Source organism: Chryseobacterium sp. KACC 21268 (assembly GCA_028736075.1).
Taxonomy (GTDB): domain Bacteria; phylum Bacteroidota; class Bacteroidia; order Flavobacteriales; family Weeksellaceae; genus Epilithonimonas.
This window is the reverse complement of record CP117875.1, coordinates 910614-936153: the sequence shown is the minus strand read 5'-3', so window position 1 is coordinate 936153 and position 25540 is coordinate 910614. Positions and strand designations below refer to the sequence as shown.

At 38.0% G+C, this 25540-nt stretch carries 22 protein-coding genes; 9 read left to right on the top strand and 13 right to left on the bottom strand.

Features of this window, described 5'->3' with window-relative positions:
• The first annotated feature begins 71 nt into the window (after positions 1 to 71).
• Positions 72 to 506, top strand: a complete 435-nt coding sequence (locus PQ459_04475) for a hypothetical protein (GenBank protein WDF47745.1) — start codon at positions 72 to 74, stop codon at positions 504 to 506.
• Positions 507 to 509: 3 nt separating this feature from the next.
• On the opposite strand, the gene PQ459_04470 is transcribed toward PQ459_04475, so the two are convergent.
• Positions 510 to 1448 (bottom strand): YihY/virulence factor BrkB family protein, encoded by a 939-nt coding sequence (locus PQ459_04470; GenBank protein ID WDF47744.1) that lies wholly within the window; start codon positions 1446 to 1448, stop codon positions 510 to 512.
• Positions 1449 to 1487: 39 nt separating this feature from the next.
• The gene (locus PQ459_04465; GenBank protein WDF47743.1) at positions 1488 to 2006 is read right to left on the bottom strand and encodes a gamma carbonic anhydrase family protein; all 519 of its coding nucleotides are present in this window, start codon (positions 2004 to 2006) and stop codon (positions 1488 to 1490) included.
• A 307-nt stretch (positions 2007 to 2313) separates the two neighbouring features.
• Here PQ459_04465 and PQ459_04460 point away from each other — a divergent pair, with 307 nt between their 5' ends.
• The 5 genes from PQ459_04460 (at position 2314) to PQ459_04440 (ending at position 7669) form a co-directional block, all read left to right on the top strand.
• Complete coding sequence (locus PQ459_04460) at positions 2314 to 3192, top strand: NifU family protein (GenBank protein ID WDF47742.1); 879 nt, start codon at positions 2314 to 2316, stop codon at positions 3190 to 3192.
• A gap of 168 nt (positions 3193 to 3360) precedes the next feature.
• Positions 3361 to 4389 (top strand): ferrochelatase, encoded by a 1029-nt coding sequence (gene hemH, locus PQ459_04455; protein ID WDF48687.1) that lies wholly within the window; start codon positions 3361 to 3363, stop codon positions 4387 to 4389.
• Between the two features lie 12 nt (positions 4390 to 4401).
• On the top strand, positions 4402 to 4782 hold the full coding sequence (locus PQ459_04450) for a VOC family protein (protein ID WDF47741.1): 381 nt from the start codon (positions 4402 to 4404) through the stop codon (positions 4780 to 4782).
• Between the two features lie 552 nt (positions 4783 to 5334).
• Positions 5335 to 6474: a helix-turn-helix domain-containing protein gene (locus tag PQ459_04445; protein WDF47740.1), complete on the top strand. Its 1140-nt coding sequence runs from the start codon at positions 5335 to 5337 to the stop codon at positions 6472 to 6474.
• Between the two features lie 139 nt (positions 6475 to 6613).
• Positions 6614 to 7669 (top strand): serine hydrolase, encoded by a 1056-nt coding sequence (locus PQ459_04440; GenBank protein WDF47739.1) that lies wholly within the window; start codon positions 6614 to 6616, stop codon positions 7667 to 7669.
• Between the two features lie 70 nt (positions 7670 to 7739).
• Here PQ459_04440 and PQ459_04435 read toward each other — a convergent pair whose 3' ends face one another.
• Positions 7740 to 10472 carry a pitrilysin family protein gene (locus PQ459_04435; protein WDF47738.1) on the bottom strand — a complete coding sequence of 911 codons (2733 nt, stop codon included), beginning with the start codon at positions 10470 to 10472 and terminating at the stop codon, positions 7740 to 7742.
• A gap of 104 nt (positions 10473 to 10576) precedes the next feature.
• On the opposite strand from PQ459_04435, the gene ruvC reads away from it, so the two are divergent.
• From ruvC to PQ459_04420, 3 genes are all read left to right on the top strand, one after another.
• Positions 10577 to 11131: a crossover junction endodeoxyribonuclease RuvC gene (gene ruvC / locus PQ459_04430; protein WDF47737.1), complete on the top strand. Its 555-nt coding sequence runs from the start codon at positions 10577 to 10579 to the stop codon at positions 11129 to 11131.
• Positions 11132 to 11251: 120 nt separating this feature from the next.
• Entirely contained in the window at positions 11252 to 13378 is a 2127-nt protein-coding gene (locus PQ459_04425) for a helix-turn-helix domain-containing protein (protein ID WDF47736.1), read from the top strand.
• A gap of 3 nt (positions 13379 to 13381) precedes the next feature.
• Positions 13382 to 14149: a DUF1444 family protein gene (locus PQ459_04420; protein ID WDF47735.1), complete on the top strand. Its 768-nt coding sequence runs from the start codon at positions 13382 to 13384 to the stop codon at positions 14147 to 14149.
• Positions 14150 to 14219: 70 nt separating this feature from the next.
• On the opposite strand, the gene serS is transcribed toward PQ459_04420, so the two are convergent.
• From serS to PQ459_04370, 10 genes are all read right to left on the bottom strand, one after another.
• Positions 14220 to 15488 carry a serine--tRNA ligase gene (serS, locus tag PQ459_04415; GenBank protein WDF47734.1) on the bottom strand — a complete coding sequence of 423 codons (1269 nt, stop codon included), beginning with the start codon at positions 15486 to 15488 and terminating at the stop codon, positions 14220 to 14222.
• 72 nt (positions 15489 to 15560) lie between these two features.
• Positions 15561 to 16067: a hypothetical protein gene (locus tag PQ459_04410; protein ID WDF47733.1), complete on the bottom strand. Its 507-nt coding sequence runs from the start codon at positions 16065 to 16067 to the stop codon at positions 15561 to 15563.
• Positions 16068 to 16099: 32 nt separating this feature from the next.
• Positions 16100 to 17341, bottom strand: coding sequence for an oligosaccharide flippase family protein (locus PQ459_04405; GenBank protein WDF47732.1), 1242 nt, complete (start codon positions 17339 to 17341; stop codon positions 16100 to 16102).
• Positions 17341 to 18477 (bottom strand): glycosyltransferase, encoded by a 1137-nt coding sequence (locus PQ459_04400; protein WDF47731.1) that lies wholly within the window; start codon positions 18475 to 18477, stop codon positions 17341 to 17343. The genes PQ459_04405 and PQ459_04400 overlap by 1 nt, the downstream gene beginning before the upstream one ends.
• Positions 18478 to 18505: 28 nt before the next feature.
• The gene (locus PQ459_04395; protein WDF47730.1) at positions 18506 to 18994 is read right to left on the bottom strand and encodes a hypothetical protein; all 489 of its coding nucleotides are present in this window, start codon (positions 18992 to 18994) and stop codon (positions 18506 to 18508) included.
• Positions 18995 to 19013: 19 nt separating this feature from the next.
• Positions 19014 to 20147 (bottom strand): hypothetical protein, encoded by a 1134-nt coding sequence (locus PQ459_04390; protein WDF47729.1) that lies wholly within the window; start codon positions 20145 to 20147, stop codon positions 19014 to 19016.
• 4 nt (positions 20148 to 20151) lie between these two features.
• Positions 20152 to 20937, bottom strand: a complete 786-nt coding sequence (locus tag PQ459_04385) for a (Fe-S)-binding protein (GenBank protein ID WDF47728.1) — start codon at positions 20935 to 20937, stop codon at positions 20152 to 20154.
• Between the two features lie 51 nt (positions 20938 to 20988).
• On the bottom strand, positions 20989 to 22305 hold the full coding sequence (locus tag PQ459_04380) for a 4Fe-4S dicluster domain-containing protein (GenBank protein WDF47727.1): 1317 nt from the start codon (positions 22303 to 22305) through the stop codon (positions 20989 to 20991).
• 3 nt (positions 22306 to 22308) lie between these two features.
• Entirely contained in the window at positions 22309 to 23259 is a 951-nt protein-coding gene (locus PQ459_04375; protein WDF47726.1) for an MlaD family protein, read from the bottom strand.
• 117 nt (positions 23260 to 23376) lie between these two features.
• Positions 23377 to 25524 carry a SurA N-terminal domain-containing protein gene (locus PQ459_04370; protein WDF47725.1) on the bottom strand — a complete coding sequence of 716 codons (2148 nt, stop codon included), beginning with the start codon at positions 25522 to 25524 and terminating at the stop codon, positions 23377 to 23379.
• Positions 25525 to 25540: the final 16 nt, after the last annotated feature.

The following is a 25540-nucleotide window of genomic DNA, read 5'->3' as shown; positions in this document are numbered from 1 at the left end:
AGGTTTCAAAATTAAATTGGAGGAAAATGGTTGCAGGTATTATATTTGATGGCTCAATTCAAAATTCAGTTATGAAAAATTTAGTTTTGCTAAGTCTGGTTTCAACATTTGCATTGTCTTGTAAACCAGCTTACACAGCGGACAATCTTCCAAAACCACTGCCAGAAAGACCAAAAGACAACACTGCAATTGGCGCAATGTCAAAAGAAGAATCCAATGAAATGGATTATTTGAGAGAGGAAATCATCACCTTATCCAACAGCGAAAAATGTACAAATCCAGCCGAGTGGAAAACTGTTGGACTTGGTGTGAAAGCTTGTGGAGGACCAGTCAGTTACATCGCGTATTCTAATAAAATTGACGAAAAGGCTTTTCTAGATAAAGTGGAATCCTACAATCAGAAATCTGCTGGCTACAACAAAAAATACAACCTGGTATCAGATTGTATGTTGGTAGTGCAACCGGAGAATATCGCTTGTGAAAATGACAGACCCGTTTTCAAATAATATTTAAATCTCCTGAGGAGCAACTTGCTTTTTTTGTTCCTCAGCATCTCGGTATAATTTTGCCTTGCTCCAAGTCGCGTGCTTCGATGGAACAATGCTGTGTCCTTTTCTCAACGCATAGACTTTGGTGAATTCTGCCCCGAAGAATATCAATTGACAAGAATAATTGATCCACATCATCAACAAAATTACGGTTCCTGCAGCGCCGAAAACGGAAGTTGGTTTTGAGACATCAAAGTAAAAACTCATTCCCATTTTCCCAATATTGAACAATATTGCCGTTACTACCGCTCCTATCCAAACGGATTTCCATTTGATCTCGACATCTGGCAATACTTTGAACATAATGGCAAACAAGACCGTTACCACTGCCAATCCTAAAATAAAATTGCTGATTTGAATGATGAAGTAAGTATCGACACCAAAATATTTCGTAATAAATCCATTGGCAAGACCAATGACAGATGACAAGACCATACTTATCAAAAGCAGAAAAGCGATCATCAAAATCATTCCTAAGGAGTTTGCTCTATCAAGAATGAATTTTTGCCAAGCCTTTTTTGGTGCCGCTTCCACATCCCAAAGATTGTTCAGCGTGCTTTGCATCTGAAAAAACAAACTGGTCGCACCAAAAACCAAAGTCGCCACACCCAAAGCTTTCATCCAGAAATTTTCCTTGTCCACCATCGCGCTGGCAATAATATCCTGAATGCTTTTTGCGCCGTCATAGCCCATTATCCCTTGCAATTGTCGGCGAACTTCACCATTCACCGCTTCTTCACCAAAGAAATGACTCGTTGTCCAGATGATGATGATGAGCAAACCTGGCAACGCAAATATCGCATTGTAGGCCATACTCGCGCTGTCTTTGGATGCAGAGGATGATGTCCATTCGTTAAAAGTGGCTTTCAGAACTTCCCAAAAAGATTTAAGCTTTGTCATAGTTTACATTTCTTTGGAAAATTCAATAGTTGTACCAATCTACTCCTGTTTGTACCAGCTGGAGTATTTAACATAATTATTTGCAATCCTGTCGATCTCGCCTTCAATCAGGCTTTGCGAAATATCTTTCACTTTTTTCGCCGGAACGCCAGCCCATATTTCACCTTCTTTGATGACTGTATTGGCCGTTACCACCGCACCCGCCGCAACAATCGAATTGCTTTCTACCACGCAATCATCCATCACGATCGCACCCATTCCGATCAGCACATTGTCTTTGATCGTGCAACCGTGAACAATCGCATTGTGACCAATCGATACATTATTTCCAATCGTGGTCGGACTTTTTTTATACGTACAATGGATCATCGCGTTGTCTTGTACGTTCACTTTATTGCCCATTTTGATGTAATGCACATCGCCTCTCAAAACCGCGTTGTACCAAATGCTACAGTCATCTCCCATCGTCACATCGCCAATGATCACAGCCGTTTCTGCCACAAATGCATTCTCTCCAAACTGAGGTTTTTTCCCTAAAAGTTCTCTTATAATTGCCATCTTATTTCTAAATTTTTTAATTAATATATTTTGGGGCGCCTTTATCCGTATTCCGCTCCCAATCTTTTTTGCACACGATTTCAGTTGAGTTGAACTTGTGTACACGCAAAAAAGGATTTCCGCTCGATCCGGAGCGCAGTTTGGTCTTCAATTCACGTTTCGTCTTCCTAAACAGCCAAAATCAAACCAATAGAAAAAATCGAATATCCGCAAACCTACTCATAATCAAAACTTAACACAACATTGGGATTCATCGGCTTTTTTGTTCCACCAAATTACGATATTTTTGTAGTTCAATATACTTAAAATGAGACAAATCATTATAGAACCAACAGAGAATCCAAAAGTGATGAAGTTCGTGACGGACTACAATCTGATTCCGGGTTCAGTAGAATTAGACAGAGAATCTGATATTTCAGAAATTCCGTTGGCACAAGAACTTTTCAATTATCCTTTCGTCAACAGAATTTTCATCACAGCCAATTTTATTGCGGTAGCAAAAGAAGATACAGTTGAATGGGACCACGTTTCCGAAAGTCTGAAAAATATCATCGAGGACGAATTGTTGGCGAACCCAAGGATCTATCTTCAGAAGAAAAAAGAAATGTATCAGATCTATTCTGAGATGACCCCAAATCCTGCGGTAATGAAATTCATCTCCAGCAAAATGTTGATGGATGGTTTCATCGAGGTGAAATCAAGAGAAGAAGCGGACGAAGTGCCATTAGCAAAAGAATTGTACGAAGCTTTTGATTTTGTGAAAGAAATCTATGTGAGTGATAATTTCGTTGCTGTGACCAGAGACGGTCAGTTTGAATGGCACGAGATAATGAATCAAGTTCGTTCTTTCATCGCTGAATTTTTGCAAGCTGGAAAAGCCATTTCCAACGAAGAACCTCACAAGCACGAAAATCCAATGTTGAAGATCATCAACAGAGAATATACCAATGACGAGCAAAAGATTAGCGACATTTTGAATGAATATGTAGCACCAGCCGTAGAAAACGATGGTGGAAAAATCTCGTTAATCGAATATGATCAGGAGAACAAAACGGCAAGAATGTTGCTTCAAGGCGCTTGCAGTGGCTGTCCATCGTCAACAGCAACCTTGAAAAACGGAATCCAGAACATTCTGAAACAATTCGTTCCGGAATTGGTGGAGAACGTGGAAGCTGTGAATGGATAATATTTAGTTGATGGGCTTCGAGAGCCTCAGCCTGACAGTACAAAAGAAGAATCAATATAACATACAGTTTGTTGTCATTCCGTAGGAATCTAAACAGTTTTTGTAGAGATTCCTACGGAATGATAATATTGCGATTATTTTCAAACATTAGATATTTTGAATCAAACAATTAACCAAAAAGGTATTTTATTAGTAAACCTTGGCTCGCCAAAGTCAACTTCTGTGGAAGATGTAAAAGAATATCTGGACGAGTTCCTGATGGACGAAAAGGTCATCGATTACCGTTGGATTTTCCGCGCCCTTTTGGTTCAAGGAATCATCCTGAAAACCAGACCTAAGAAATCTGCTGAAGCTTACAGAACTGTTTGGACCGATGAGGGTTCGCCTTTAATCGTGATCTCCAAACATCTTCAAAAAAGACTTCAGGAGATCGTGGATGTTCCGGTTGGTTTGGGAATGCGCTATGCAGAACCTTCCATCAAAACTGGCATCCAAGAATTGATAGACCAAGGCGTGACCGAAATTACCCTATTCCCGCTCTATCCGCAATATGCGATGAGCACGACAGAAACGGTGATTGACAAAGCTGAAGAAGTGAGACTGAAATTCTTCCCAGATATCAAGATCAATTACGTGGAGCCATTCTACGACCGCGAGATCTACATCAATGCTTTAGCTGAAAGTATCAGAGAAAAACTTCCTGCGGATTTTGATCTGTTGCAGTTTTCGTATCACGGTGTGCCGGAACGTCATATTTACAAAACCGACCCCACTAATACTTGCAATATGAATACTTGTTGCCAAAAGGAAGACAATCCTTCGCACAAATTCTGCTACAGACACCAATGTTACAAAGTGACCGAACTGGTGTGCAAAAAACTTGGTTTGCCAAAAGAAAAAGTAATGGTCACCTTCCAGTCCAGACTGGGCAAAGACAAATGGATGGAACCTTACACAGACGCTACTTTGGAAGGTCTTGGCAAAAAAGGCATTAAGAAACTGGCCATCGTTTGTCCTGCTTTTGTCTCCGATTGTCTGGAAACTTTGGAAGAGATCTCTGTGGAAGGTAAGGAAATCTTTCTTCACGGTGGTGGTGAAAGATTCGATTACATTCCCTGTCTGAACGAGGAACAAAGCTGGGTGAATGTGGTAAAAACTCTTAGTGAAGAAAAGCTGAATGATTTTTACTTTCATTAATATTCTAATCAAATGATTTTCCGATACGCACGACATACGCAGAATCTTGAGAAACTGATCTACTTCTACACTTCCGTTTTGGAGTTTGAGGTTATCGGGAAGTTTGAAGACCACAATGGTTATGATGGTGTTTTCTTAGGTAAAGCTGGTGAGAATTGGCATCTGGAGTTCACGCAGGACGGGAATTTGCCAGAGTCGAAGTTTGATGATGATGACATCCTGGTTTTCTATCCAGAAACCTTGGAAGAGTTTCAGAAGATCTTGGCCAATCTTGAACACTTTAAAGTTCCGACTTTGACGCCCAAAAATCCTTACTGGAAAGAAAACGGCATCTGCTTCGAGGATTGTGACCATTATAAGATCATTATTTCTGACCTTAGAATTACTAAATAAATTACAAGACTTCAATTTTCATTGGAGTCTTTTTTTGACATTTTGATATTAGCTTTTTTATAATACGTCTGTACACTTTCTGTACCCTTGCCGTACTCTAAATGTATTTTTATTTTTTGTCGAATATGGGTGTTTTTTTGTCATTTTGATAATTTATTTTGATTGGGGCAGTATATACTTCCAATACGTAAATGTCTCTTAATCTTTGGAGAGATTTTCCTTAAATTATTCGATTCTGCAGGAGATGAATTTTCAGAACTGAGATTCTTTCAGAATGACAAAAATCTGGATAAATTCTATCGGAATGGAAATGTTATTTTTACCCTGAAAACCCATAGCCCTGATTGTAGTGGAAATCCCACAGCAGGCGATGGCAATTTGACTCCGCTCAGGATGTAAGCGACGGCGCGAGGAATTGCAACGGAAAGCAGGTTCCCGGCTCCTAAAATTATTAAATCTTTTTGCGTCGATTCTAATTCGTTATTTTCCAGAGGCAAAATAATTATCTTTACGAAAAATAAGTGCGAACAGGAATGCGAAACAGGGTTTTAAATGGATAAATTTGATCTTTTAGGAGTGGTGACGGTGATCTCGCTGTTCGTTTCGTTCTTTCTGGCGTTTTTTCTGCTGACGGTGAAGACGACGCACAAAAGTAGTAATCGGATCTTTGCTTTTTTTCTGATCATCAGCGCAATCGACATCAGCGAGCCTTTGGTAAGTCTAGTTTCCGATGGTCCTTCGAATCTTGGGATGTTGCGGAGCACGGTGTCTTTTCTTCAGATCCCGCTTTTTTATCTTTATGTGTTGTCGGTTTGTTATTCGGATTTTAAATGGAAGCCTAAGTATTTTTTACATCTGATCCCATTTTTGTTTGTGAATCTTGTTTTGACGCCGCGTTTCTATAGTGTCGATCTGGCTACGAAGCTTGATTTTATCGTCAACCGCCAAAATATGAAGGAGTTGCAGTTCACGCATTGGCTGTTCCATCTTCAGATCTTGGTTTATTTTGCGGTTATCTTTCTGCTGTTGAGAAGGGCGAAGAAGTTGTATCTGGAAAATAATTCGGGTGGAGATCTCAGTTCTTACCATTGGCTGTTTCAGTTCACGGGCGTTTTAACGGTTTTTTATCTGGTTGTCATTCTTAAAAACATTTTCAAATTTTCCGATTATGCGTATGTTTCCGACCGGATCAAAATCGGTATCCTGGTTTCGCAGCTTTTCATCATCTGCTGGTATCTGTACAAAGCGCTGAATCATCCCGGCCTTTTCAGGAATATCGACTCAAGGTGGAAACTCGTTGCTGACCTGGTTTTGGAGGATCAAAAGACAGAGCCGGAAACTCTGAACGATGAACTTCTGAAACTTAAAAAATATATGAGCGATGAAAAGCCATTTCTGAATCCAGCTTTGACGATCCAGGATATTTCCAAAGCGATGAATGTTCCGTTTCGCGAATTATCGGTTTTGATCAATCATCAGTTGGGACAGCATTTTTATGATTTTGTGAATACTTACCGAATCGAAACTGCTATGGAAATCCTTAGAGATCCTTCAAAATCCAAGGTGACGATTCTTGAAATCCTCTATGAAGTGGGATTTAATTCGAAATCTTCCTTCAACACCGCTTTCAAAAAGCATACGGGAAATACGCCCACCGAATATCGCAAGTCATTACAAATGAACACTTTGTAATTACTCGTACTACATCACTCAATTATTCCTACCAATTCTTTTCATAAAATAAGGCCGAATACTTTTACTCGGTCGCCTAGGTTTTTGTGCTTCCACATCTTTGTATCGAAATATTGATCAACCTTTAAATTACGATACAATGAAAACATTAAAGTTCTTCGCAGCGCTACTGTTCATCAGCCAAATTTCTTTCGGACAAGACTTTTCCAAAAAGATAGATTCTATCATCAAAGCCAGTTCTGAAAAAAATCCTGACGTCGGAATTAGCGTCGGTTTCAGCAGTGAAAATCAGGAATTCTACACTTCTTACGGTAAACTGAATAAGGAGAGCACAGTAGATATTGATGAACATTCTATCTTTGAAATTGCATCGATCACCAAAATCCTGACCGGAAATATGATTGCTCAAGCTGCTATCGAAAAGAAGTTAAAATTGGAGGACTACATTGACAGCTATCTACCGAAACAATATGTTTTGCAAAAAAACCTTCAGAACAAAGTTAAAATCTCAGACCTGGCTTCGCATCAGGCAGGCTTGCCAGACATTGATTTTCAAAAATTGATAGCAGCAGATTCGCAACAACCCATAAACAGTGTGACTGAACAAACTTTGGCAACAATGATCAACAACAGTACAGACCTCATCGATTATGGAAAATATAGATATTCCACAGTTAATATGACTCTGCTCGGACAAATTTTGGAAAAAATATATGGTAAGAGTTATGACGCAATCATCAGTGAAAAAATACTGAAGCCAGCTAAGATGTCAGAAACTTTAACCAAAAAATTTGATGTTAAAAACAGAACAACAGGTTATAATGCAGAAGGAGGCATTCAGGAATTCTTCCTTTGGAATGTAACTGCTCCTGCAGGATTGGTAAAATCCAACGTTTCTGATATGGTGAAATACTTACAAACATTACTGATGAAGGGAAATCAAATATCCGATGCAGCATTGCTGATGGAAAAAGTATATTACAAAGATGAGAAGCGGGAAATGGGATTGGGACTAAACATTAGTAACGATGACGGAGCAATGATTTTTGCGAAATCCGGCGATTCTATGGGACAATCATCTATCATTTGCTATAGCAGAGTCAAAAATTGGGGAATCATCATCCTATTAAATAAAAGAGACTCTAAACTGAGACAGACGATGTTGAATGATATCTATGAAAATGTCTTAAAATAAATCTCTAACAATGACATAAAAAAAAACCGCCTCAATAATCTGAGACGGTTTTCATTTTATAGAAACAATATTACTTCTTGTTGAAATCTCCTGCGTAGATGGAAGTTACTTTGTCCAGAGAAATATATTTCTTCAGAACAGCATTCACTTCTTCTAATTTCAGATTTTGGATTTTGGCATTCAGCTCGTCATACCTTTCCAATGGAACACCGAAAAGGAGTTTGCTATTTTCCAGGTTGATCAATGTATTCTCCATTCCTAGGCTTGTCGTGCGGATGTTGGCGTAACTTTTCTTGTTGGAGTCCAATTCCGCCTGTGTGAATCCTGTTTTCAGAGCTTTGCTCACCTCATCTTTCACAGCAGATTCTACGGCATCACGTTTTGTTGGATTCAGATAAGCGTAGTAGTTCCAAGAAGAAACATCGTTTGTAATTGGGACGTTGAGGTAAGAACCAACGCCGTAAGAAATACCGTCTTTTTCACGCAGTCTCATTGGCAATCTTGCAGAAAGGAAACCACCGCTTCCCAAGATCTCATTAGCCAAGACCAAAGCTGGATATTCTGGGCTGTCCTGCTTCATAGTAAAGCTTGAAGTTCCAAGTGCGACTGCATTTTCTTTGTCTGGTGTGATGATATTCTTATCTACTTTTTTGGTTTCGAACAACGTAGGTTTCACTTCCTCGAACTTAGATTTTGCAGTGAACTTCCCGAAGGTTTTCTCCAATTCTGAACCGACAGCTTTTGCATCCAGATTTCCGATGATCGTTCCTGCGCCATTGGAAGCGCCTAGAACATTATTATAGAAATCGACAACTTGGGCACGTGTTACTTTTTTGTTGTCCGCAATCTCTTCTTCCAACGTTGAAGTGTAGAAAATACTGGTTTTTGGGTAAGGCGAAGACAGTCTTGAAAGCTCGTTGTAGGCAATTGCTTCTGGATCTTTTAACTGTCCGTCTAAATAGGTATTGTTTTCTGCAATGGTTTTTGTCAATTCATTTTCCGGGAAAGTAGAATTAGCTAAAATGTCCTGCATAATAGCCATTACTTTCGGGAAATCATTTTTGTAGGTAGAGAACTGCACCATCAGATTTTGCCCAGAAGTATAGAAATTGAGCGAAGACTTCATCTGATCTAATTGATCTTGGATCTGCTCTTTCGTTCTGGTTTTGGTTCCGGATTTTAATAATGATGCGGTCATACTTGCCACAGAAGATTTTCCTTGAAGGTCTTTCTCATTCCCAATTCTGAAACGGAAAGAACCTTGGATCTTGTCTCCTTTCAGTTCTTTGTTGATCAAGCCGTATTTCATCCCGTTGGAAAGCGTGCCTTCGGTCAGGTTTTTCTTGATGTTGGCGATGCTGGTTTCAAAAGGTGCTGGTTCTTTCTCCAAAGCTTTACCTTTGTAATCCTTCGTCAAAGTAGCGATTTGCTCAGACCTGAATTCCGTTGGCAAAACACGTTCTTCATTGGCAGAAGGACGGAAAACACCCAATGTTCTGTTGTTGTTTTTGAAATATTTTGCAGCCACTCTTTTGATATCCTCGAGTTTCAGATTCTCCACATTGTCTCGGTACACGAAGGCCAGTTTGTAACTTCCTGTTCCCACGATCTCTGTGAATCCAATGGCGTAATTGATCGTATTATTTTTTTCTGTTGCAATGTCTTTTAGAAGTTTTGATTTGGCTCTATTCAGATCCGCTTCTGTATAATTGATAGTTGGGATTTTGTCTAATTGTGCCTTTACAAGCTTAGCAGCCTCATCCAAATTTTTCTCTTTGGAAATATCAAAGTTATAATAGATCATTCCGGGATCTCTCGCCGGGATATAGTATGCCCAAACTGACGACGCATTCCCGCCATCTACAAGACCTTTGTATAAATAGCCTGATGGATCTGCGGTAAGGATTTCATTCAAAGCACTAAGTGCCGCATAATCCTTGTCTGCAAAAGCTGCCGCGTGATAACCTGCCGCGATGATCTGCTGGTCGTTATTTCTTTTGATCTCAAAATATTTCTCACCATTCTGGGCTGGTTCTACGGTATAAGTGCCGCCTAATTCCCTTGTTGGTTTTGGAATTGCAGAGAAATAATCACCTACATATTTCAAGGCATTGTTCTCATCAAATTTACCTGCAATGACCAACGTGGCATTATCTGGCTGGTAATATTTTTCATAGAATTTGCGAAGCGTTGGCGCTTTTACCCTTTCGATGTCCTCTTTACTTCCGATGGTGGAATTTCCGTAATTGTGCCAAGTGTATGCATTAGAAAAAACATTCTGGATCATCACTCTCGTCGGGTTGTTTTCCCCGATCTCAAACTCGTTTCTTACCACAGAAAATTCTTTGTCCAAATCAGTTTGAAGGATTGTGGCATTGATCATCCTGTCGGCTTCCATCTGGAGAGACCACTTCAGGTTTTCATCGTTAGATGGGAAAATCTCGTAATAATTGGTTCTATCATAATAAGTGGTTCCGTTAGCAGCACCACCTTTGTCAGATAACTGTTTCTTGATGTCGCCCAAATTTTTGGTGCTTTTGAAAAGCATATGTTCCAGCAAGTGTGCCATCCCTTTTTCGCCATAGCCCTCGTCCTTAGAACCCACATTGTAGATGATGTTGACAATCATATTACTTTGGGATTGATCTGGAATCAAAAGGACGTTCATGCCATTTGAAAGTTTATATTCCTTCACACCTTCGATGTTTCCAACGTATTTAGGAGTTTCGGCTTTTTGAGAAAACACAGGCGTACTCAGCCCTGCGTAGAACACGACTGCCGCAGTCAGTAGAAAATTCTTCATGTTTTGATAGTTATATTTTTTTGGTTTCTAAATTTAATAACTTTTCATTAAAAACATAAGTGAGCTGTCGATTTTTATGAAAATCTTAACGTAATTTTGCAATTATGCAAGTTGAGAAGATAATTATGGGAATCGATCCGGGAACTTCCATTATGGGTTTCGGGATCATCTCCGTGAAAGGCGGGAAAATGGAGTTGATCGTGATGCACGAATTGGTCTTGAAGAAATATGAAAACCACGAGACCAAACTAAAAGTTATTTTCGATAAGACCTTAGCGCTGATCGATGAATATCATCCCGACGAAACAGCTCTGGAAGCGCCTTTTTTTGGAAAGAATGTTCAAAGTATGCTGAAACTTGGACGCGCTCAAGGTGTTGCGATTGCTGCCAGTCTCCACAGAAACATTCCCATCACCGAATATTCTCCGAAAAAAGTAAAAATGGCCATCACCGGAAACGGAAATGCCAGCAAAGAACAAGTCGCCGGAATGCTTCAAAACCTTTTGAAACTGAAAGAATTTCCAACGAAATATCTTGATGCATCTGATGGTTTGGCCGTTGCTGTTTGTCATCATTTCAATTCCGGAACTATATCAACCGACAAATCTTATTCTGGTTGGGACAGCTTTTTGAAACAAAATCCTGACCGGGTCAAATAGTTGATGGTTGATGGTTGATGGTTGATGGTTACAAAATTAATTTCTATTCTTGCATCTTTTGCCTTTTTTCTTGATTCTTGTCTCTTGATTTTTGTCTCCTGATTTTCTATCTTTGAATCGATGAATAATTCTCTTTTTGAAATCGTAGAACACACCAACCGTAGCATTTTTCTCACAGGAAAAGCAGGAACTGGGAAGACTACATTTCTAAACGACTTTGTAAAAAAAACCAAGAAAAAACACATTGTAGTTGCGCCGACAGGGATCGCGGCCATCAATGCTGGTGGCGTTACTATCCATTCGATGTTTGGCTTACCACTCAGAACTTTTCTTCCAACCACAGAAAGAATCGACCAAAATCTCGGAAACAATATTCCGGATCTGATGGTCCATTTCAAATACCGAAAAGACAAGCTGAAACTTCTCCGCGAAATCGAAATTATCATCATCGATGAAGCCTCAATGTTGCGTGCGGATGTTTTGGATATGATGGATTTTTCTTTGAGACACGTTCGCAGGAATCAGCAGAAATTTGGAGGTGTTCAGATGTTGTTTATCGGCGATCTTTATCAGTTGCCTCCAGTTGTGAGAGATGAGCATATTCTTGGAATGTATTATCCATCGCCTTTTTTCTTTCACGCCAAAGCATTGGAAGGCAGTAATTTCATCACGCTGGAACTGACCAAAGTTTACCGACAAACCGATGAACATTTTCTGGAGATCCTCAACGCCATCCGAGACGGAATCACCGGAGACATCGACTTCGAAACATTGAACGAGAGATATCAACCAGACTTCGACCCAAAAGATGAAGCGTATGTCTATCTCTGTTCGCACAACAAAATGGCGGATGACATCAATCAAAAAAAAATAAAAGAACTCGGCGGAAAAGCACATTCCTACACAGCCGATGTGAAAGGAGATTTCAAGGAAACGCAATATCCAAATGATGAGGTTTTGGAATTGAAGATCGGAGCGCAAATTATGTTCATCCGCAATGACACCTCGCCTGACAAAAAATATTACAACGGAAAACTCGCTCAAATCTCTTATCTTGATGAAGACGAGATCTCTGTGATCCTAGACGGAAGCGAAGAAGAGATCACTTTGAAAGCAGAAACCTGGGAACAGAAAAAATATTCTCTGGATGATGAAAAGAACATTAAAGAAGAAGTCTTGGGAAGTTTCAAACAGTTTCCAATTCGCCTTGCTTGGGCGGTAACGATTCATAAAAGCCAAGGTTTGACCTTTGACAGATTGATCATTGATGCTGGGAAAAGTTTTGCTTCCGGACAGGTTTATGTGGCACTTTCGCGTTGCCGAACTTTGGAAGGCATTGTCCTTAAATCTAAGATCACACCCGAAGTGATCTTCAGTGACAAGCGGGTTTCGAAGTTTCAGGACGAGACACACGCCAATTCGAAAATCGATGAAATCCTTAATTCTGAAAAGTACGATTACAGCATTCAGAAAGTGATCAGAAGAATCGATTGTGTTTGGTTTGTCTCCGCTTTGGAAAGCTGGATGGTGATGACCCGAAGCAGCAAATCCGTTGATAAGGACCAATCGCAAAAACTTTACATCACTTTAAAATCCGAAATAGAAAATCTGAAACTTATTTTTCAGAAATTTGAAAGAATATTAATCCAGAAAACCCAGAAATTCCTGAAAGGTGAAGAGGAATGGCAAGAAGTTGAGGTCAAAGCAAAAGGTGCTGTCAATTTCTTTTTCTCGAATGTGAACGAGAAGGTTTTTTCTCCGCTTAAAGATTTTTATTCAGAGACAAAAGGTATTAAAGGTTTGAAAGCTTTCAACGAGGATTTTCGCGTTTGGCTGGATGATTTAGAGGAATATTTGAAGGATCTGAAAGACGTTCATCTTTTGGAAACACCTTTATTCGACAAGGAAAAAGATGCTGTGATCTCGATGTCCATCAACAAAGTTCCGACACACGTTTTGACCTATCAATTGTTTCAGGACGGAAAAACCATTTCTGAAATTGCGAGAGAACGAGGTTTGGTAAACTCCACTATTTTTGGGCATTTATCTAAATATGCTGAGCAGAATTTGCTAGATAAAAATGACCTGTTGAGAATCTATCCAAAGGAAAAAGTGAATGCTTTCGAAAAGGTTTTCAAGCAAAGTCCAAAAGAAAACATCAATGATTGGAAAGCGGCTTTGCCAGCGGATTTTGATTATGGTGAGATCCGGTTGATCTGGAACTATTATTTGAATTTGAAAAAATAACTTATGCTTACAGAATCTGAATTTTCTAAAGAATTCGCAAGTCGTCTGACTCAAAAAGTTGATGGCTTGAAAATATTTTCAATTAATGGTCTTGAGATCCAAACAGAATTTGAAGGTTCAACCGAATACAGACATTTCTTAAATAATTGTTATTCAGAATATCGTAGAAACCCTGATGACATTGAAGAAATTTTCTTAAAATATTTGAATGCCACTGATAGTATCTATAATATTAATAATGATATAAATATTAATGACATTTTACCAGTGATTAAAGATGGAAGATTTCTTCAAAATTTACGTGAGTTAGATAATAACTTCAAAGAAAATAATGTCTTTGAAAAATATAATGATGAACTTTACATTTTCTATGTAGAAGACTCAGAAACTAACATCAATTATCTAAGTAGAGAAGATGTTGAAAGTCTAAATTTAGATCCAAACAAACTTAAAGAAATTGCTGTAGAAAACTTATTAAATTCTATAGAAATTGAGAAGCACGGAGAAGTTGGATATTACATGTTGGTCGTTGATGGCAATTACGAATCAAGTTTGATTTTACTTGATATTTGGAATAAAGAAAATTTTGAAGTTAAAGGCGAAATTATTATTGGAATTCCAGCTCGCGATTTATTGATTATAACAGGGAAAAATGATATTGAAAATCTTGAAAGACTTAAGAAAACCATAAAAGAAATCAGTGAGGAAGGAGACCATTTAGTTTCTGAAAAGTTATTCGAATATCGAAATGGAAAATTTGAAGTAATTTGAAATAAAAAGCCATATAATCAAAAAAGCCACAAAGTTTATTTGTGGCTTTCATATTTTTAAAGAATAAGAATTAATTGATCAATTCAAATCTTGCATATTCTGCAATTTTCTTTGGCAATTTGATTCCTTCTCCTGTTTGATTATTTTCTAACAAAGCGGCCATAATTCTTGGCAAAGCCATTGCAGAACCGTTTAGCGTGTGAACCAATTGCGATTTTCCGTCTGCTTTGTAACGGCATTTCAAGCGATTCGCCTGGAACGTCTCGAAGTTGGAAACAGAACTTACTTCCAACCATTTTTCCTGCGCTGCACTCCAAACCTCGAAGTCGTACGTCATTGCTGCGGCAAAACCTGTGTCACCACCACAAAGTCTAAGGATTCTGTATGGTAACTCAAGATCTTCCAAAATGGATTTGATATGCTCTACCATTTCTTCCAAAACAGCATAAGAATTTTCTGGTTTCTCGATTCTCACGATCTCCACTTTTTCGAATTGGTGAAGTCTGTTCAAACCTCTCACGTGAGCGCCGTAACTTCCAGCTTCTCTTCTGTAACATTGAGAAAACGCTGTATTCTTGATTGGCAGGTCTTTCTCATCCAACAAAACATCGCGGTAAAGATTCGTCACCGGAACTTCCGCTGTTGGAATTAAATATAGATCATCTGCATTGACGTAGTACATTTGTCCTTCTTTATCGGGCAATTGTCCTGTTCCGTAGCCGGAAGCTTCGTTCACCACGTGTGGCGGATTCACTTCCAAATAACCTGCTTCCACATTCTTATCCAAGAAATATTGAACCAATGCTCTCTGCAATCTTGCACCTTTCCCAAAATAAACAGGGAAACCAGCACCAGCGATTTTAACGCCCAATTCAAAGTCTATCAAATTATATTTTTTCGCTAATTCCCAGTGTGGAATTGCACCTTCACCAAGACCTTCAACCGTTGTAGATTCGTAAATGATCTCGTTGTCATCAGCTGTAACACCCGCTACGACTTTCTCGTAAGGTACATTTGGAATCTGATACAGAATGGTGATCAATGCTTTCTCGGCTTCAGCAAGTTGAGATTGTAATTCTTTGCTCGATTCTTTGTATTGCGAAGTTTTGGATTTTGCCGCTTCAGCTTCCTCTTTTTTTCCGTCTTTCATCAAGATTCCGATCTCTTTCGAAATTTTGTTCATCTCGGAAAGTTGTGAGTCTAGCTCAAACTGCAGTTTTTTTCTTTCGTCGTCAGCATTAATGGCTGCATCGACCAAATCTAATTCCTTGAAGCTTCTTTTCTTCAAGCCTTCCAAAACGCGCTCTTTGTTCTCGCGCAAAAAATTAACCTGTAACATAGTTTGGTTGTTGGTTGATAGTTATTGGTTGTCAGAATTTAATCTCTGACTATGATTGCAAATTTAAGGATTTTATTTCACGATCTTGACAATGTTTGGTTGTCCTGGCATTTTTGTGAATTTCAGTTCACTATTGTACCAAAGTTTTGAGATCTGGAAAAGGGATGGTGTTGATTTGTACTCTATCTTGATTGTATCATCGATTGGGTCTAGATTCAAATCTACTGGATAGGATAATCTGATGATAAATTGTGAATAGTAAGTCTGTTCATTATCATTACTCAGGGGATCAATTTTTAACCTTATTGCTCCGGCAGGGTAATCTAGATATGTGATTGTATCGGCATCTTTTTGCAGACTAAAACCTGTAATAGGAATTAGATCTCTTTCCCCCAAAATATCCAGCAAACTCACGCTTGCAAACGAGCCATCTATTTTTGGATTCAGCAGATCCGGATTGGTGCTATCAGACATATAAAGTTTTATTACCTGATCTATGGTCTGGGTTTCTGCCTCGTCCCGTTGACACGAGAAAAGAATCATTAAGACGGATAAAATTATTGATATTTTGAGTTTCATCTATGCAAATATAATTCTAAAAAATGAATCGATTACGATAGCTTTTTAAGATAATTGCTGAAACAAAAAATATAGGCTGTTCCTTCCCAAATGATCATACTTGCTAAGGCAATGCCCATTCCTAAAATGCCATAAGCAGATACTAAAAAATAGGAAATAGTAGAAAGTAATATCAATGAAATCACAGATACCCAAGTGTTTATTTCAATCTTACCGACTGCCGGCAGGAGATTCCCAAACAGATTTCGAGACAGCATTCCAAATGTGAATCCAAATAGTAGAATCATCATCAGGTTATCATTCTCCACATAATTTTCGCCAAAGAAAAACCTTATCAACAAATCCTTAAAAACGTAGAAAAACAACAAAATCCCTATACAGATAGGAATAAATAATTTGTAATAATTCCGAATGTACGAGGTAAGAAATGTCTTGTTCTGATAATTTTTGGAAAGCAACGGATAGTCACTTTGCATAAAACTAATGGCCAAAAACGGAATATTGGAAGGTAACAAGATGGCAACTTTGTAATTAGCAACAGCATTTTCATTCATAAAATAGCCTAACAGCAAAATGTCCAATGCGAATAATGTTTCCGAGATCACAGATGTTGCCGCCGTGAAAATTCCAAATCTCCAAAGTTCTTTTTTATTCTCCGGCTCTTGTGCTTTCGATGAGAATATCTCCTTTTTTAGCCATAATAAAGACAGATACGGAATAATAGCAATCGCAAAAAGATAACCATAAAACTTAAAAAAATAGGTAAAAACTACCAGAATAATGAATCCGCCGATATTGATAACATTATTGACATTGGCAAAAACACTATTCTTACCAATAATCCTGTAGTAGGTCTGGATGTGATTTGACAGATAAAAACCCAATAATCTAATACCGCAAAATAAAAAAATCACATAGGCATCCTCGTATTTTTCACCATATATCAAAGAGAATCCGAGGAATACTAAAATTAATATAAACTCGTAGAAAAGACCTTTATAGAAAAGATATGATGACAATCTCTGTTTGTCATTATTTTCTGTGATAGAGCCATATCGTAGCAAAATCTGATTGCTTCCCAATCCTGAAAAAGGCAGAAAAATGGCAAAAACAGACATCACAATACTCAGAACGCCATAATCACTCTCTGACAAAAGTCTGATGATAACGATAGAACTTAAAAAACCACAGATTTTAGCAATCAGGAAAGAAAGAAAAACATGATGTCCTTTGTTTTTGAGAAAACCGCTTAAAAATTCCTTTAGGCTATTCATCAGTTCTCAAATCTGTTATTTCCTGATAGAACGTTTTTGTAAACTGCCGAATATTGGTTTGCGATTGCTTCCTGGGAAAATGTTTTTTTTGCGTAGTCAGCGATTTGTTTTTTATTCAGAATTTGATCTTCATTCATCAATTCCAGCATAGCATTTTCGAGGAGAAGTTCATCTGGCCTGTCTATTAAAATCCCAAAATGATCCGGAAAAAACTCTGAAATCCCTCCAACATTGGTAGAAATCACTTTGATTCCAGACGCAAAAGACTCTGCAATGACACAAGGCTGATTTTCATCATTACTGAAAAGTATGAAGCAGTCAGAAGTCTTTAATTTTTGCGAAACTTCGGAAATCGTTAAAGTGTCAAATATCTCGATTTTATCTTCAAGACCTTCTTTTGCGACGATGGTTCTCAAGTTAACCGTTTCTCCATCTCCCCCGATTTTCAGTTTTATAGGGAATCCCTTTTTCAGTAGATTAACCGTTACATTTAGGATTTTATCTGCATTTTTTCTTGGAATCAAATTGGATATGTGAATGAAAGTAAATTCTTTCTTCTCAACATCCAAAGGCTCGAAAAGAGCTGTATCTACGACATTTGGAACAACTTTCATCGGCTTTTTTATTCCTAATGCTACAAGGCTTTTTTTTAGGTCATCGCTCACCGGCAGAATTGCAGCTGCCTGATTGCCTATAAACTTTGCAATATTTTTGATAACAGGAGAAGTTGTCCCGTGATTTATTTTTCTAAGTACTGTCCAATGCTCGGTTACCACAAACGGGATTTTGTGCTTCTTTTTCAGGTAAACAGCAAAAAGCATGTTATTGTGAAGCACATTTGCGTGGACCAAATCCGGTTTCTGCATTTTTGCAAATCCCATTCTGTACGCTTTCATTCTTCTGAGAAAATTCTGAATTGGATTCTTCGAATTTTTATAATAAACAATAAGCGTTCTGATTCCATTAATCACATGATCATCAAACACAAAAATCTCTTTCTGGTTAAAATCTCCAATCGTATGCAGGATTTCTACATCATGTTGCGTTGCTACAGCTTCTGCGTGACGCTGCACAAAATTACCATTCGTAGGTTCCTGCTTATTGGGAAACCAAGAAGAAATGAAAAGTATTTTCAAAGTTTTCTGTTGAGATTGGACCTAAAAACTAAGAAATGGAAGATGCCCAGCTCCTACTGAAAGGCTGAATAAAGTGGCTCAGAAAATCCAGATACGTATTCTTGGAGAAATCAAAAACTTCGATATCTTTTGATAATTCGCCACTTCTAATTTTATTCTTAAAATCAGATAGTTTCAAAGTTTTGACTTCACCATTTTCTATGAAGCTGGCCTTCATCCTGTCAAACAATCCAAGCTCGAACTGAGAATCCAACTCTCTCATCACTTTCCCCAGAGCATCAATGCTGCAACCAGAAGCCGCTTCTTTCTCCTCATCAACACAGATGATGATGAATTGGTTCTTTTCAATTTTGAAAGAAGACGAGAGCTCTTTTCCGTGAGCAGCCCAATCACCTAAAAAATCGTAAAGCTTTTCAGCAATTGTTTTGCTTTCTTTAGCTGTGAAAGGTCTTGACGCTGGATAGATTATTACTCGATAATCGCTTGTTTCCACTATATTAGATTCCTCGATTTTCATAAAAAAACTTTTATCAAAATTATGAAATTTTCTTCAGTTTAAAGAGCTTAATATTTTTCGTGCTTACAGCATATATTAAGATTAGAAATAGAATAATGACAAAGCCTAAAAAAAATCTTAAAGTCCCACCTTGTGGAAACAACAAAAATTTGAAGTAAATATTTAAAAACACCAAGCTGGAAAGCATCCTCACAAAAAGATCTTTGGAAACAAAAAATATTGCAGTAAGGATAACACTGGAAACTATCGAAATTCTTTTAAAATTTACAAGTTTGAAAATTAATAAATCCCAATACTGTTTAAATGTAAAATTGGCTGGCTCAGCTGAAATCACAGGTCTTCTGTGGATAAAAGTGTCATAAAAGACATCATTCCATCCTGGATAATGATAATACTTTATAATAATCAAATAAACAATTACCATAATTAAAGCCTGGCCAATCAAAGAAAAATCTACTTTCTTGTTTTCTTTAATAAACCGGAAAAATATTGCTAAAAATAAATAGGATAGTGCAAATATGATATAATCTGGCCTTATCAAGACACTGATTAACAACAAGATAAACTGAGTAGCCGCGCTTCTCTTCTGCAAGACAGAAATGATAAATAATAACAAGAGGACAAAAGACAATATATCTGGCGTAGGATTTTCTGCCATCTCTCTTAGAACTGGCAGACTGAGAATTGATATAGAAATAATGGGTGCAACCAAATAGTACTTCGGAAAAAGACTCATTAGAAAATAAAAAATCAACAATCCTGAAATAAAATAAGCCAGAAAGTTCACGATAAATAAAGAGGTAGGACCAGAAAACCCTATTTTATGAACTGTATAAATGAGCGCATTGTATCCGACCTTTATCTGATAGTAGGGCAACTGTTCTGAGAATGCCGAGTAATCTTTTTCGAATACTTTATTAGGCAAATTAAGAGAAATAATATCTTTATACTTCTCTGGGCTCGCTTCTTCTTTGATCGAAGAATATGTGAGGGAATGTACTTTTTCTGCATCATTTGGGTAGTCCCAGGAATAGATGCTTCCCAAATATCCCGGCATATCCCAATCATAAACTCTGTTCTGATAACTTGAATAGGTCAAATAACTCAGAACAAATAAAAAAAATATGAACGATGCACCCCATTTAATATTCATAAAACTACAAGTCCTCTGCCTCTGCCAATAGTTCTACAATATCTTTGACTTCTACTTCTGTATTTTTATTGAAATGTTTCACGCCATCCGTCATCATCGTGTTGCAAAACGGGCATCCCGTAGCAATGATCTTCGGTTCGAATGAAAGGGCTTCTTCTGTTCTTTCCACATTGATGTCTTTGTTTCCTTTTTCCGGTTCTTTGAACATTTGCGCGCCGCCAGCTCCACAACAGAGTCCGTTGGTTTTGCAGCGTTTCATCTCTACCAATTCGGCATCCAATTTTTCAAGGAGCATTCTCGGCGCTTCGTATTCGCCATTTCCTCTTCCGAGATAGCATGGATCGTGGAAAGTGATTTTTTTGCCTTTGAAACTTCCGCCTTCGATTTTCAGTCTGCCATCATTCATTAAATCTTTTAGGAACTGTGTATGATGTAAAACTTCGTAATTTCCGCCAAGACTAGGATATTCGTTCTTCAAAGTATTGAAACAGTGTGGACAAGCCGTTACGATTTTTTTCACTTCGTAAGCATTCAAAACTTCGATATTGGTCAAAGCCATCATTTGGAAAACAAACTCGTTTCCAGCACGTTTTGCAGGGTCACCTGTGCAGGATTCTTCTTGTCCAAGAACAGCGAATTCAACTCCGATTTTATTTAGAATTTTGCAGAATGCTTTGGTTATTTTTTTGGCTCTGTCATCGAAACTTCCAGCGCAACCGACCCAGAAGAGAACTTCCGGAGATTTGCTTTCTGCAGAGTAATCCGCCATTGTTTTTATAGTGAAATCCATTTGTTGTAAAATGTATTTTGTATTAATGTAAAATGTACTTTTACTTTTAGATTAATCCTTCGCCCAATTCAAACGATCGGCTTGATTGTATTGCCAAGGTGCTGCATTATTCTCCACATTGGTCATCATTAGATTTAATTCTTGTGGCGCGGCAGATTGCTCCATTACCAAAAACCTTCTCATTTCAAATATAATCGATAGAGGATCAATCAGAACCGGACAAGCTTCTACGCAAGCATTACAAGTGGTGCACGCCCAAAGTTCTTCTTTAGTTATATAATCATTGACCAGTTTTTTTCCGTCTTCAACGAATTTTCCACCGTTCTTGTTGATGTTTTTTCCGACTTCCTCCAGACGATCTCTGGTTTTCATCATTATCAACCTTGGTGAAAGTTTCTTACCTGTGATATTGGCAGGACAAACCGAAGTACAACGTCCACATTCTGTACAAGAATAAGCGCTCATCAATTGATGCTGATCCAAATCAAAAATATCTTCTGCTCCAAATTTTGATGGCACTTCTGTTGCGCCTTCTGCCGGTGCAGCATAAGGATCTGCGTTCGGATCCATCATTAATTTGATTTCCTTCGTAACAGAATCCAGATTGTTGAATTTTCCCTTTTTCTCAAGATTTGCAAACCAGGTGTTTGGGAATGCCAAAATAATATGAAGATGTTTTGAGTAATATAGATAATTCATAAAGAATAAGATCCCGACAAAATGAAACCACCAAGCGGATTTCTCAACAATATGAAGTGTTTCTACATTGAAATTCTGAAAGAATGGAAATATGTATTTTGAAATAGGAAAATTGCCTCCGAAGCGATTGGTATCAGCATAATAATCTGCACCATTCATCGTGAAGAAAGCAACCATCAAAGCAAACTCGATGATCAAAATCCAATTCGCATCATTCTTTGGCCAACCGAAAAGTTCTTTCATCGTCAGTCTTTTCACGCCGTAGAAATTTCTTCTAATGAAAAATACCACGACTGCAATCACCACCAATAGTGCCAAAACTTCCAAAGAGGATGTGAAAAAACCATAGAAGGTATCACCTAAAATACCTTGTAAAAACCGATGTGTTCCGAAGATGCCATCAATGATAATTTCCAGTACTTCGATATTGATAATTACAAACCCAACATAGACGAAAATATGCAAAATCCCTGCAATCGGGCGTTTCACCATCTTACTTTGTCCAAGCGCGACTCTGGACATGATCGCCCATCGTTCTGCTTTTCTATCGGTTCTGTTGATCTCTCTTCCTAATTTGATATTGCGATAGATCTCTTTCAGACTTTTAAAGAACAGTCCGAAACCAGCAATTAAAAGAATCAGGAAAATAGCATTATCAATATATTGCATAGCTTATTTTTTGTCTGCGTTTTTACCAAAGACAGAGAAATTGACATATCTCTTAGGGTTAACTTTGAAGTCTTCTACCAACTCATTCAAGTTCTTAGAAGTCTTAGTTAGATTGTTGTAAAGCTCTTCATCTTTCGCCAATTTACCAAGCGAACCTTCGCCGTTTTGTATGCCAGAAATAACGTTATTCAGTTTGCCAGCTGTTTGGTTGAACTGGTCGATTGTTCCATTCAATTTATCAATATCCACACGTTCTGCTACAGCACCGTATTTGTCCAGCGTTTTGTTGGCAGTCATCATTGCCGCATTGGCATTTGCAACCACTTCGTGTAGGCCTTTTTCGTTATTTGCGAGAATAGAGTTTGTTCTGTCAGATGCACCTTTGAAAGATTCGATTGTTTTATTAAGATTTGAAAGTAATAATTTGATTTCTCTTCTGTTTTGCTCATCAACAATTTTGTTGGTGCTTGCAAGCGTCGAATCTAACTTCAGCAATACATTTGACAATTGGTCTTTCACTGGTTTTACTTGTGATGACAATGAGTTAAGCATTGATAATTGATAGTTACCAGCCAACGTATCACCATCTTTTGCAGTTTGCCCACCATAAAACAAATTAACTCTCATTTCCTTTCCAGACATCAATCCAGGTTCGAAGATCTCAACAGTAGATCTTTTAGAAAATTCGAAATTATCGTCTATGGTTAGCTTTACAACAAAATGTAATTTTCCACCAGTTGTTATAGGCTTTATTTCATCAACTTGTCCTACTTTCAGACCGTTGATGGAGACAGGATTGGAAACCGCAAGACCTTCGACATTGTCGTATTTCACGAAGAAAACATTGTCCGTTGTGAAAAGACTTTTTCCTTTCATAAATTGATAAAGTACAACGAAACCTATAATGGCAAAAATAGCGATGAGCCCTGTTTTTAATTCTTTACTTAACTTCACGTTTGTAGATTTTACTAATTAGCAAATATAATGAATATTGGTTTTATAATGGATATAAATAAAAAACAACAAAAGCGACAATTATGCCGCTTTTGCTTGTTGTAATATATTTTGAAATTATTGTTGAGGATTCTTGTCCCAAACGTCAATTCTATAATCTTTGATCTTCGCATTATCCTGAAGACTCTTTAATAGCGCTCCAGTGAATTGCTGAGAATTCTGCTGCGTGATAGATTCTGTGATCTGTTTGATGTCTCCTGGCAATTTGTTGGTTGTTACTGATTTTTTAACCACTAAGTAAACACCTGTCATACCTTCTATCGGCTGAGACAATTTGTTCACAGCAACTCCGAACGCTGCTCCAGCAACTTTTGGCTCCATTGCTCCATTTACAGAAGGATTGAAGACATTGATTGTAGCACTAGCTTTCGTTGTTCCCAATGCTTTTGCGGCTTGGTCTAGTGAAGCATATTTTCCAGCGTTGATTTTCTCAAGGATTTTCTTAGCAAGGACTTTATTTTTTACGATTGGTTCGATTTGATCTCTTACCGTTTCTGGATCTGCAAGACCTTCATCTTGCTTTCCAACCACATAAGCTACGATTCTATCACCAGTTCCTTCTACAGTGAAGATATCTGTGTCTCCATTTTCTCTTTTCTTATCGAAAGCCCAAGCAATCACATCCGCATCTTTATCTGAGCCAATACCTGGAAGCGTTCCTTGGAATCTTCCTACAGCTTTAGGATTATCAAATCTGTATTTGTTTTTCTCTGCTAAGCTTTTGAATTGGTTAAAGCTTTTACCTTGAGTTTGCTGAATGAATCTAGTTGCTTGAGTCAGAACTTGATTTTCAGTTTTGTCAGACGCTTTGATATTTTTAGCCAAGTGAGCAATTTTGTACTTCAAACTTTCCGGTCTCTCATCAACTCTGATGATATGATATCCGAATGATGTTTCTGCCAATCCAATATCTCCTTTTTTGTGAGATGCCAAAAAGCTTAGATATCCTGGCGCAAATGGAGAAGCTGGCGTTGTCCAACCCACACTTCCATTTCTTTCTACCGCGTTTGGCTCATCAGACTGTTTAAGATCTTCTGCGAATTTTGCAGGATTAGCTTTTACTTCAGCCAATATCTTATCAGCGATAGCTTTTGCTTCTTCTTTAGATCTTGTAGCTGTAGATCTTTCAGCACCTTTGTAAGCGATCAAAATATGACTGGAGCTTACAGAATCCGAAGGCTTCATCTGTCTGTCTAATACTTTTGATACGACATAAAGCGTTTGCTCTTTGTAAGGACCAAAAGTCTGCCCGATAGCTGCTGTAGCAACTTTATCTTTAATTTCTTGTGGCAATTGAGCCGTAGTTACATACTGAGGAATGAAAGGAACATCAGAATTAAGTTCTACAAACATAGAATCATTCGTCGTGTTCTGGAAATTCTCAGCACCGTTTGAAGCATCAGTTCCCTTTAGGAAAAGTTTATTAATTTCGTTAAGTGTTGCAGTATCATCCTGAGCACTAGGAGCAGCTGGGAAATAAGCATAAGCAATATTTCTGCTAGCCGTAGCTTTGAATCTCGTTGGATGTAATTTGATGTAATCTGCAAGATCCTGAGTCGTTACTTTTACGTTGTTCTTTTTAGAAAACTCCAGATAATCAACTTTTACGAAATCAATGTTTGCCATATCATCACGGAATTTCACCATCAACTCAGCTTCTTTTTTGCTGGTCGTGATTCCCGAAGTAATATTTCCGAAAAGCATTCTAGCCATCATTCTGTATTCGATAGCCTTTTTGTTTTTCAACCAAAAAGAGTAAGCCTCTGGCTGTGCAGCCTGAGATTTTTCTATATCGGTTTTAAGCTGTTGAACTTTAAAGTTTCCTTTATCATCAAAATACTGTTGATTCTGCGCGAAAATAGGATCATATTGAATTTGACTCCAGAATGTCTCATCTGAAAGCGTCAATCCTGTTTTTTCAAATTGCTGTTTGATCAGTTTTGACTGCACAAGGATCTGCCAAGCCTGCTCTTCCAAACCTTTTGTCGGCTGACCTTGCTGCTGTGCTTGCTGTTGCATAATGAACAACTGGTCATTGTACTCGTCTCTTGTAATATCTTCGCCATTGACCTGTCCAAAAACATTTGGATTCTTTGAAAATAATTTATCAAAGGTATCTGCGTTGAAAAGAAATGCAAACAATCCCAAAGCTATTACGCCCAACAGAAGCCATGATCTTTTTCTAATTTCGCCTAAAATTGCCATTTTATAGTATGTATTT

Excerpts from the sequence above, each read along its gene's own strand:
- PQ459_04475 (WDF47745.1), top strand. The coding sequence starts at position 72 with ATGAAAAATTTAGTTTTGCTAAGTCTGGTTTCAACATTTGCATTGTCT.
- PQ459_04470 (WDF47744.1), bottom strand. The coding sequence starts at position 1,448 with ATGACAAAGCTTAAATCTTTTTGGGAAGTTCTGAAAGCCACTTTTAAC.
- PQ459_04465 (WDF47743.1), bottom strand. The coding sequence starts at position 2,006 with ATGGCAATTATAAGAGAACTTTTAGGGAAAAAACCTCAGTTTGGAGAG.
- PQ459_04460 (WDF47742.1), top strand. The coding sequence starts at position 2,314 with ATGAGACAAATCATTATAGAACCAACAGAGAATCCAAAAGTGATGAAG.
- PQ459_04450 (WDF47741.1), top strand. The coding sequence starts at position 4,402 with ATGATTTTCCGATACGCACGACATACGCAGAATCTTGAGAAACTGATC.
- PQ459_04445 (WDF47740.1), top strand. The coding sequence starts at position 5,335 with ATGGATAAATTTGATCTTTTAGGAGTGGTGACGGTGATCTCGCTGTTC.
- PQ459_04440 (WDF47739.1), top strand. The coding sequence starts at position 6,614 with ATGAAAACATTAAAGTTCTTCGCAGCGCTACTGTTCATCAGCCAAATT.
- PQ459_04435 (WDF47738.1), bottom strand. The coding sequence starts at position 10,472 with ATGAAGAATTTTCTACTGACTGCGGCAGTCGTGTTCTACGCAGGGCTG.
- ruvC (WDF47737.1), top strand. The coding sequence starts at position 10,577 with ATGCAAGTTGAGAAGATAATTATGGGAATCGATCCGGGAACTTCCATT.
- PQ459_04425 (WDF47736.1), top strand. The coding sequence starts at position 11,252 with ATGAATAATTCTCTTTTTGAAATCGTAGAACACACCAACCGTAGCATT.
- PQ459_04420 (WDF47735.1), top strand. The coding sequence starts at position 13,382 with ATGCTTACAGAATCTGAATTTTCTAAAGAATTCGCAAGTCGTCTGACT.
- serS (WDF47734.1), bottom strand. The coding sequence starts at position 15,488 with ATGTTACAGGTTAATTTTTTGCGCGAGAACAAAGAGCGCGTTTTGGAA.
- PQ459_04410 (WDF47733.1), bottom strand. The coding sequence starts at position 16,067 with ATGAAACTCAAAATATCAATAATTTTATCCGTCTTAATGATTCTTTTC.
- PQ459_04405 (WDF47732.1), bottom strand. The coding sequence starts at position 17,341 with ATGAATAGCCTAAAGGAATTTTTAAGCGGTTTTCTCAAAAACAAAGGA.
- PQ459_04395 (WDF47730.1), bottom strand. The coding sequence starts at position 18,994 with ATGAAAATCGAGGAATCTAATATAGTGGAAACAAGCGATTATCGAGTA.
- PQ459_04390 (WDF47729.1), bottom strand. The coding sequence starts at position 20,147 with ATGAATATTAAATGGGGTGCATCGTTCATATTTTTTTTATTTGTTCTG.
- PQ459_04385 (WDF47728.1), bottom strand. The coding sequence starts at position 20,937 with ATGGATTTCACTATAAAAACAATGGCGGATTACTCTGCAGAAAGCAAA.
- PQ459_04380 (WDF47727.1), bottom strand. The coding sequence starts at position 22,305 with ATGCAATATATTGATAATGCTATTTTCCTGATTCTTTTAATTGCTGGT.
- PQ459_04370 (WDF47725.1), bottom strand. The coding sequence starts at position 25,524 with ATGGCAATTTTAGGCGAAATTAGAAAAAGATCATGGCTTCTGTTGGGC.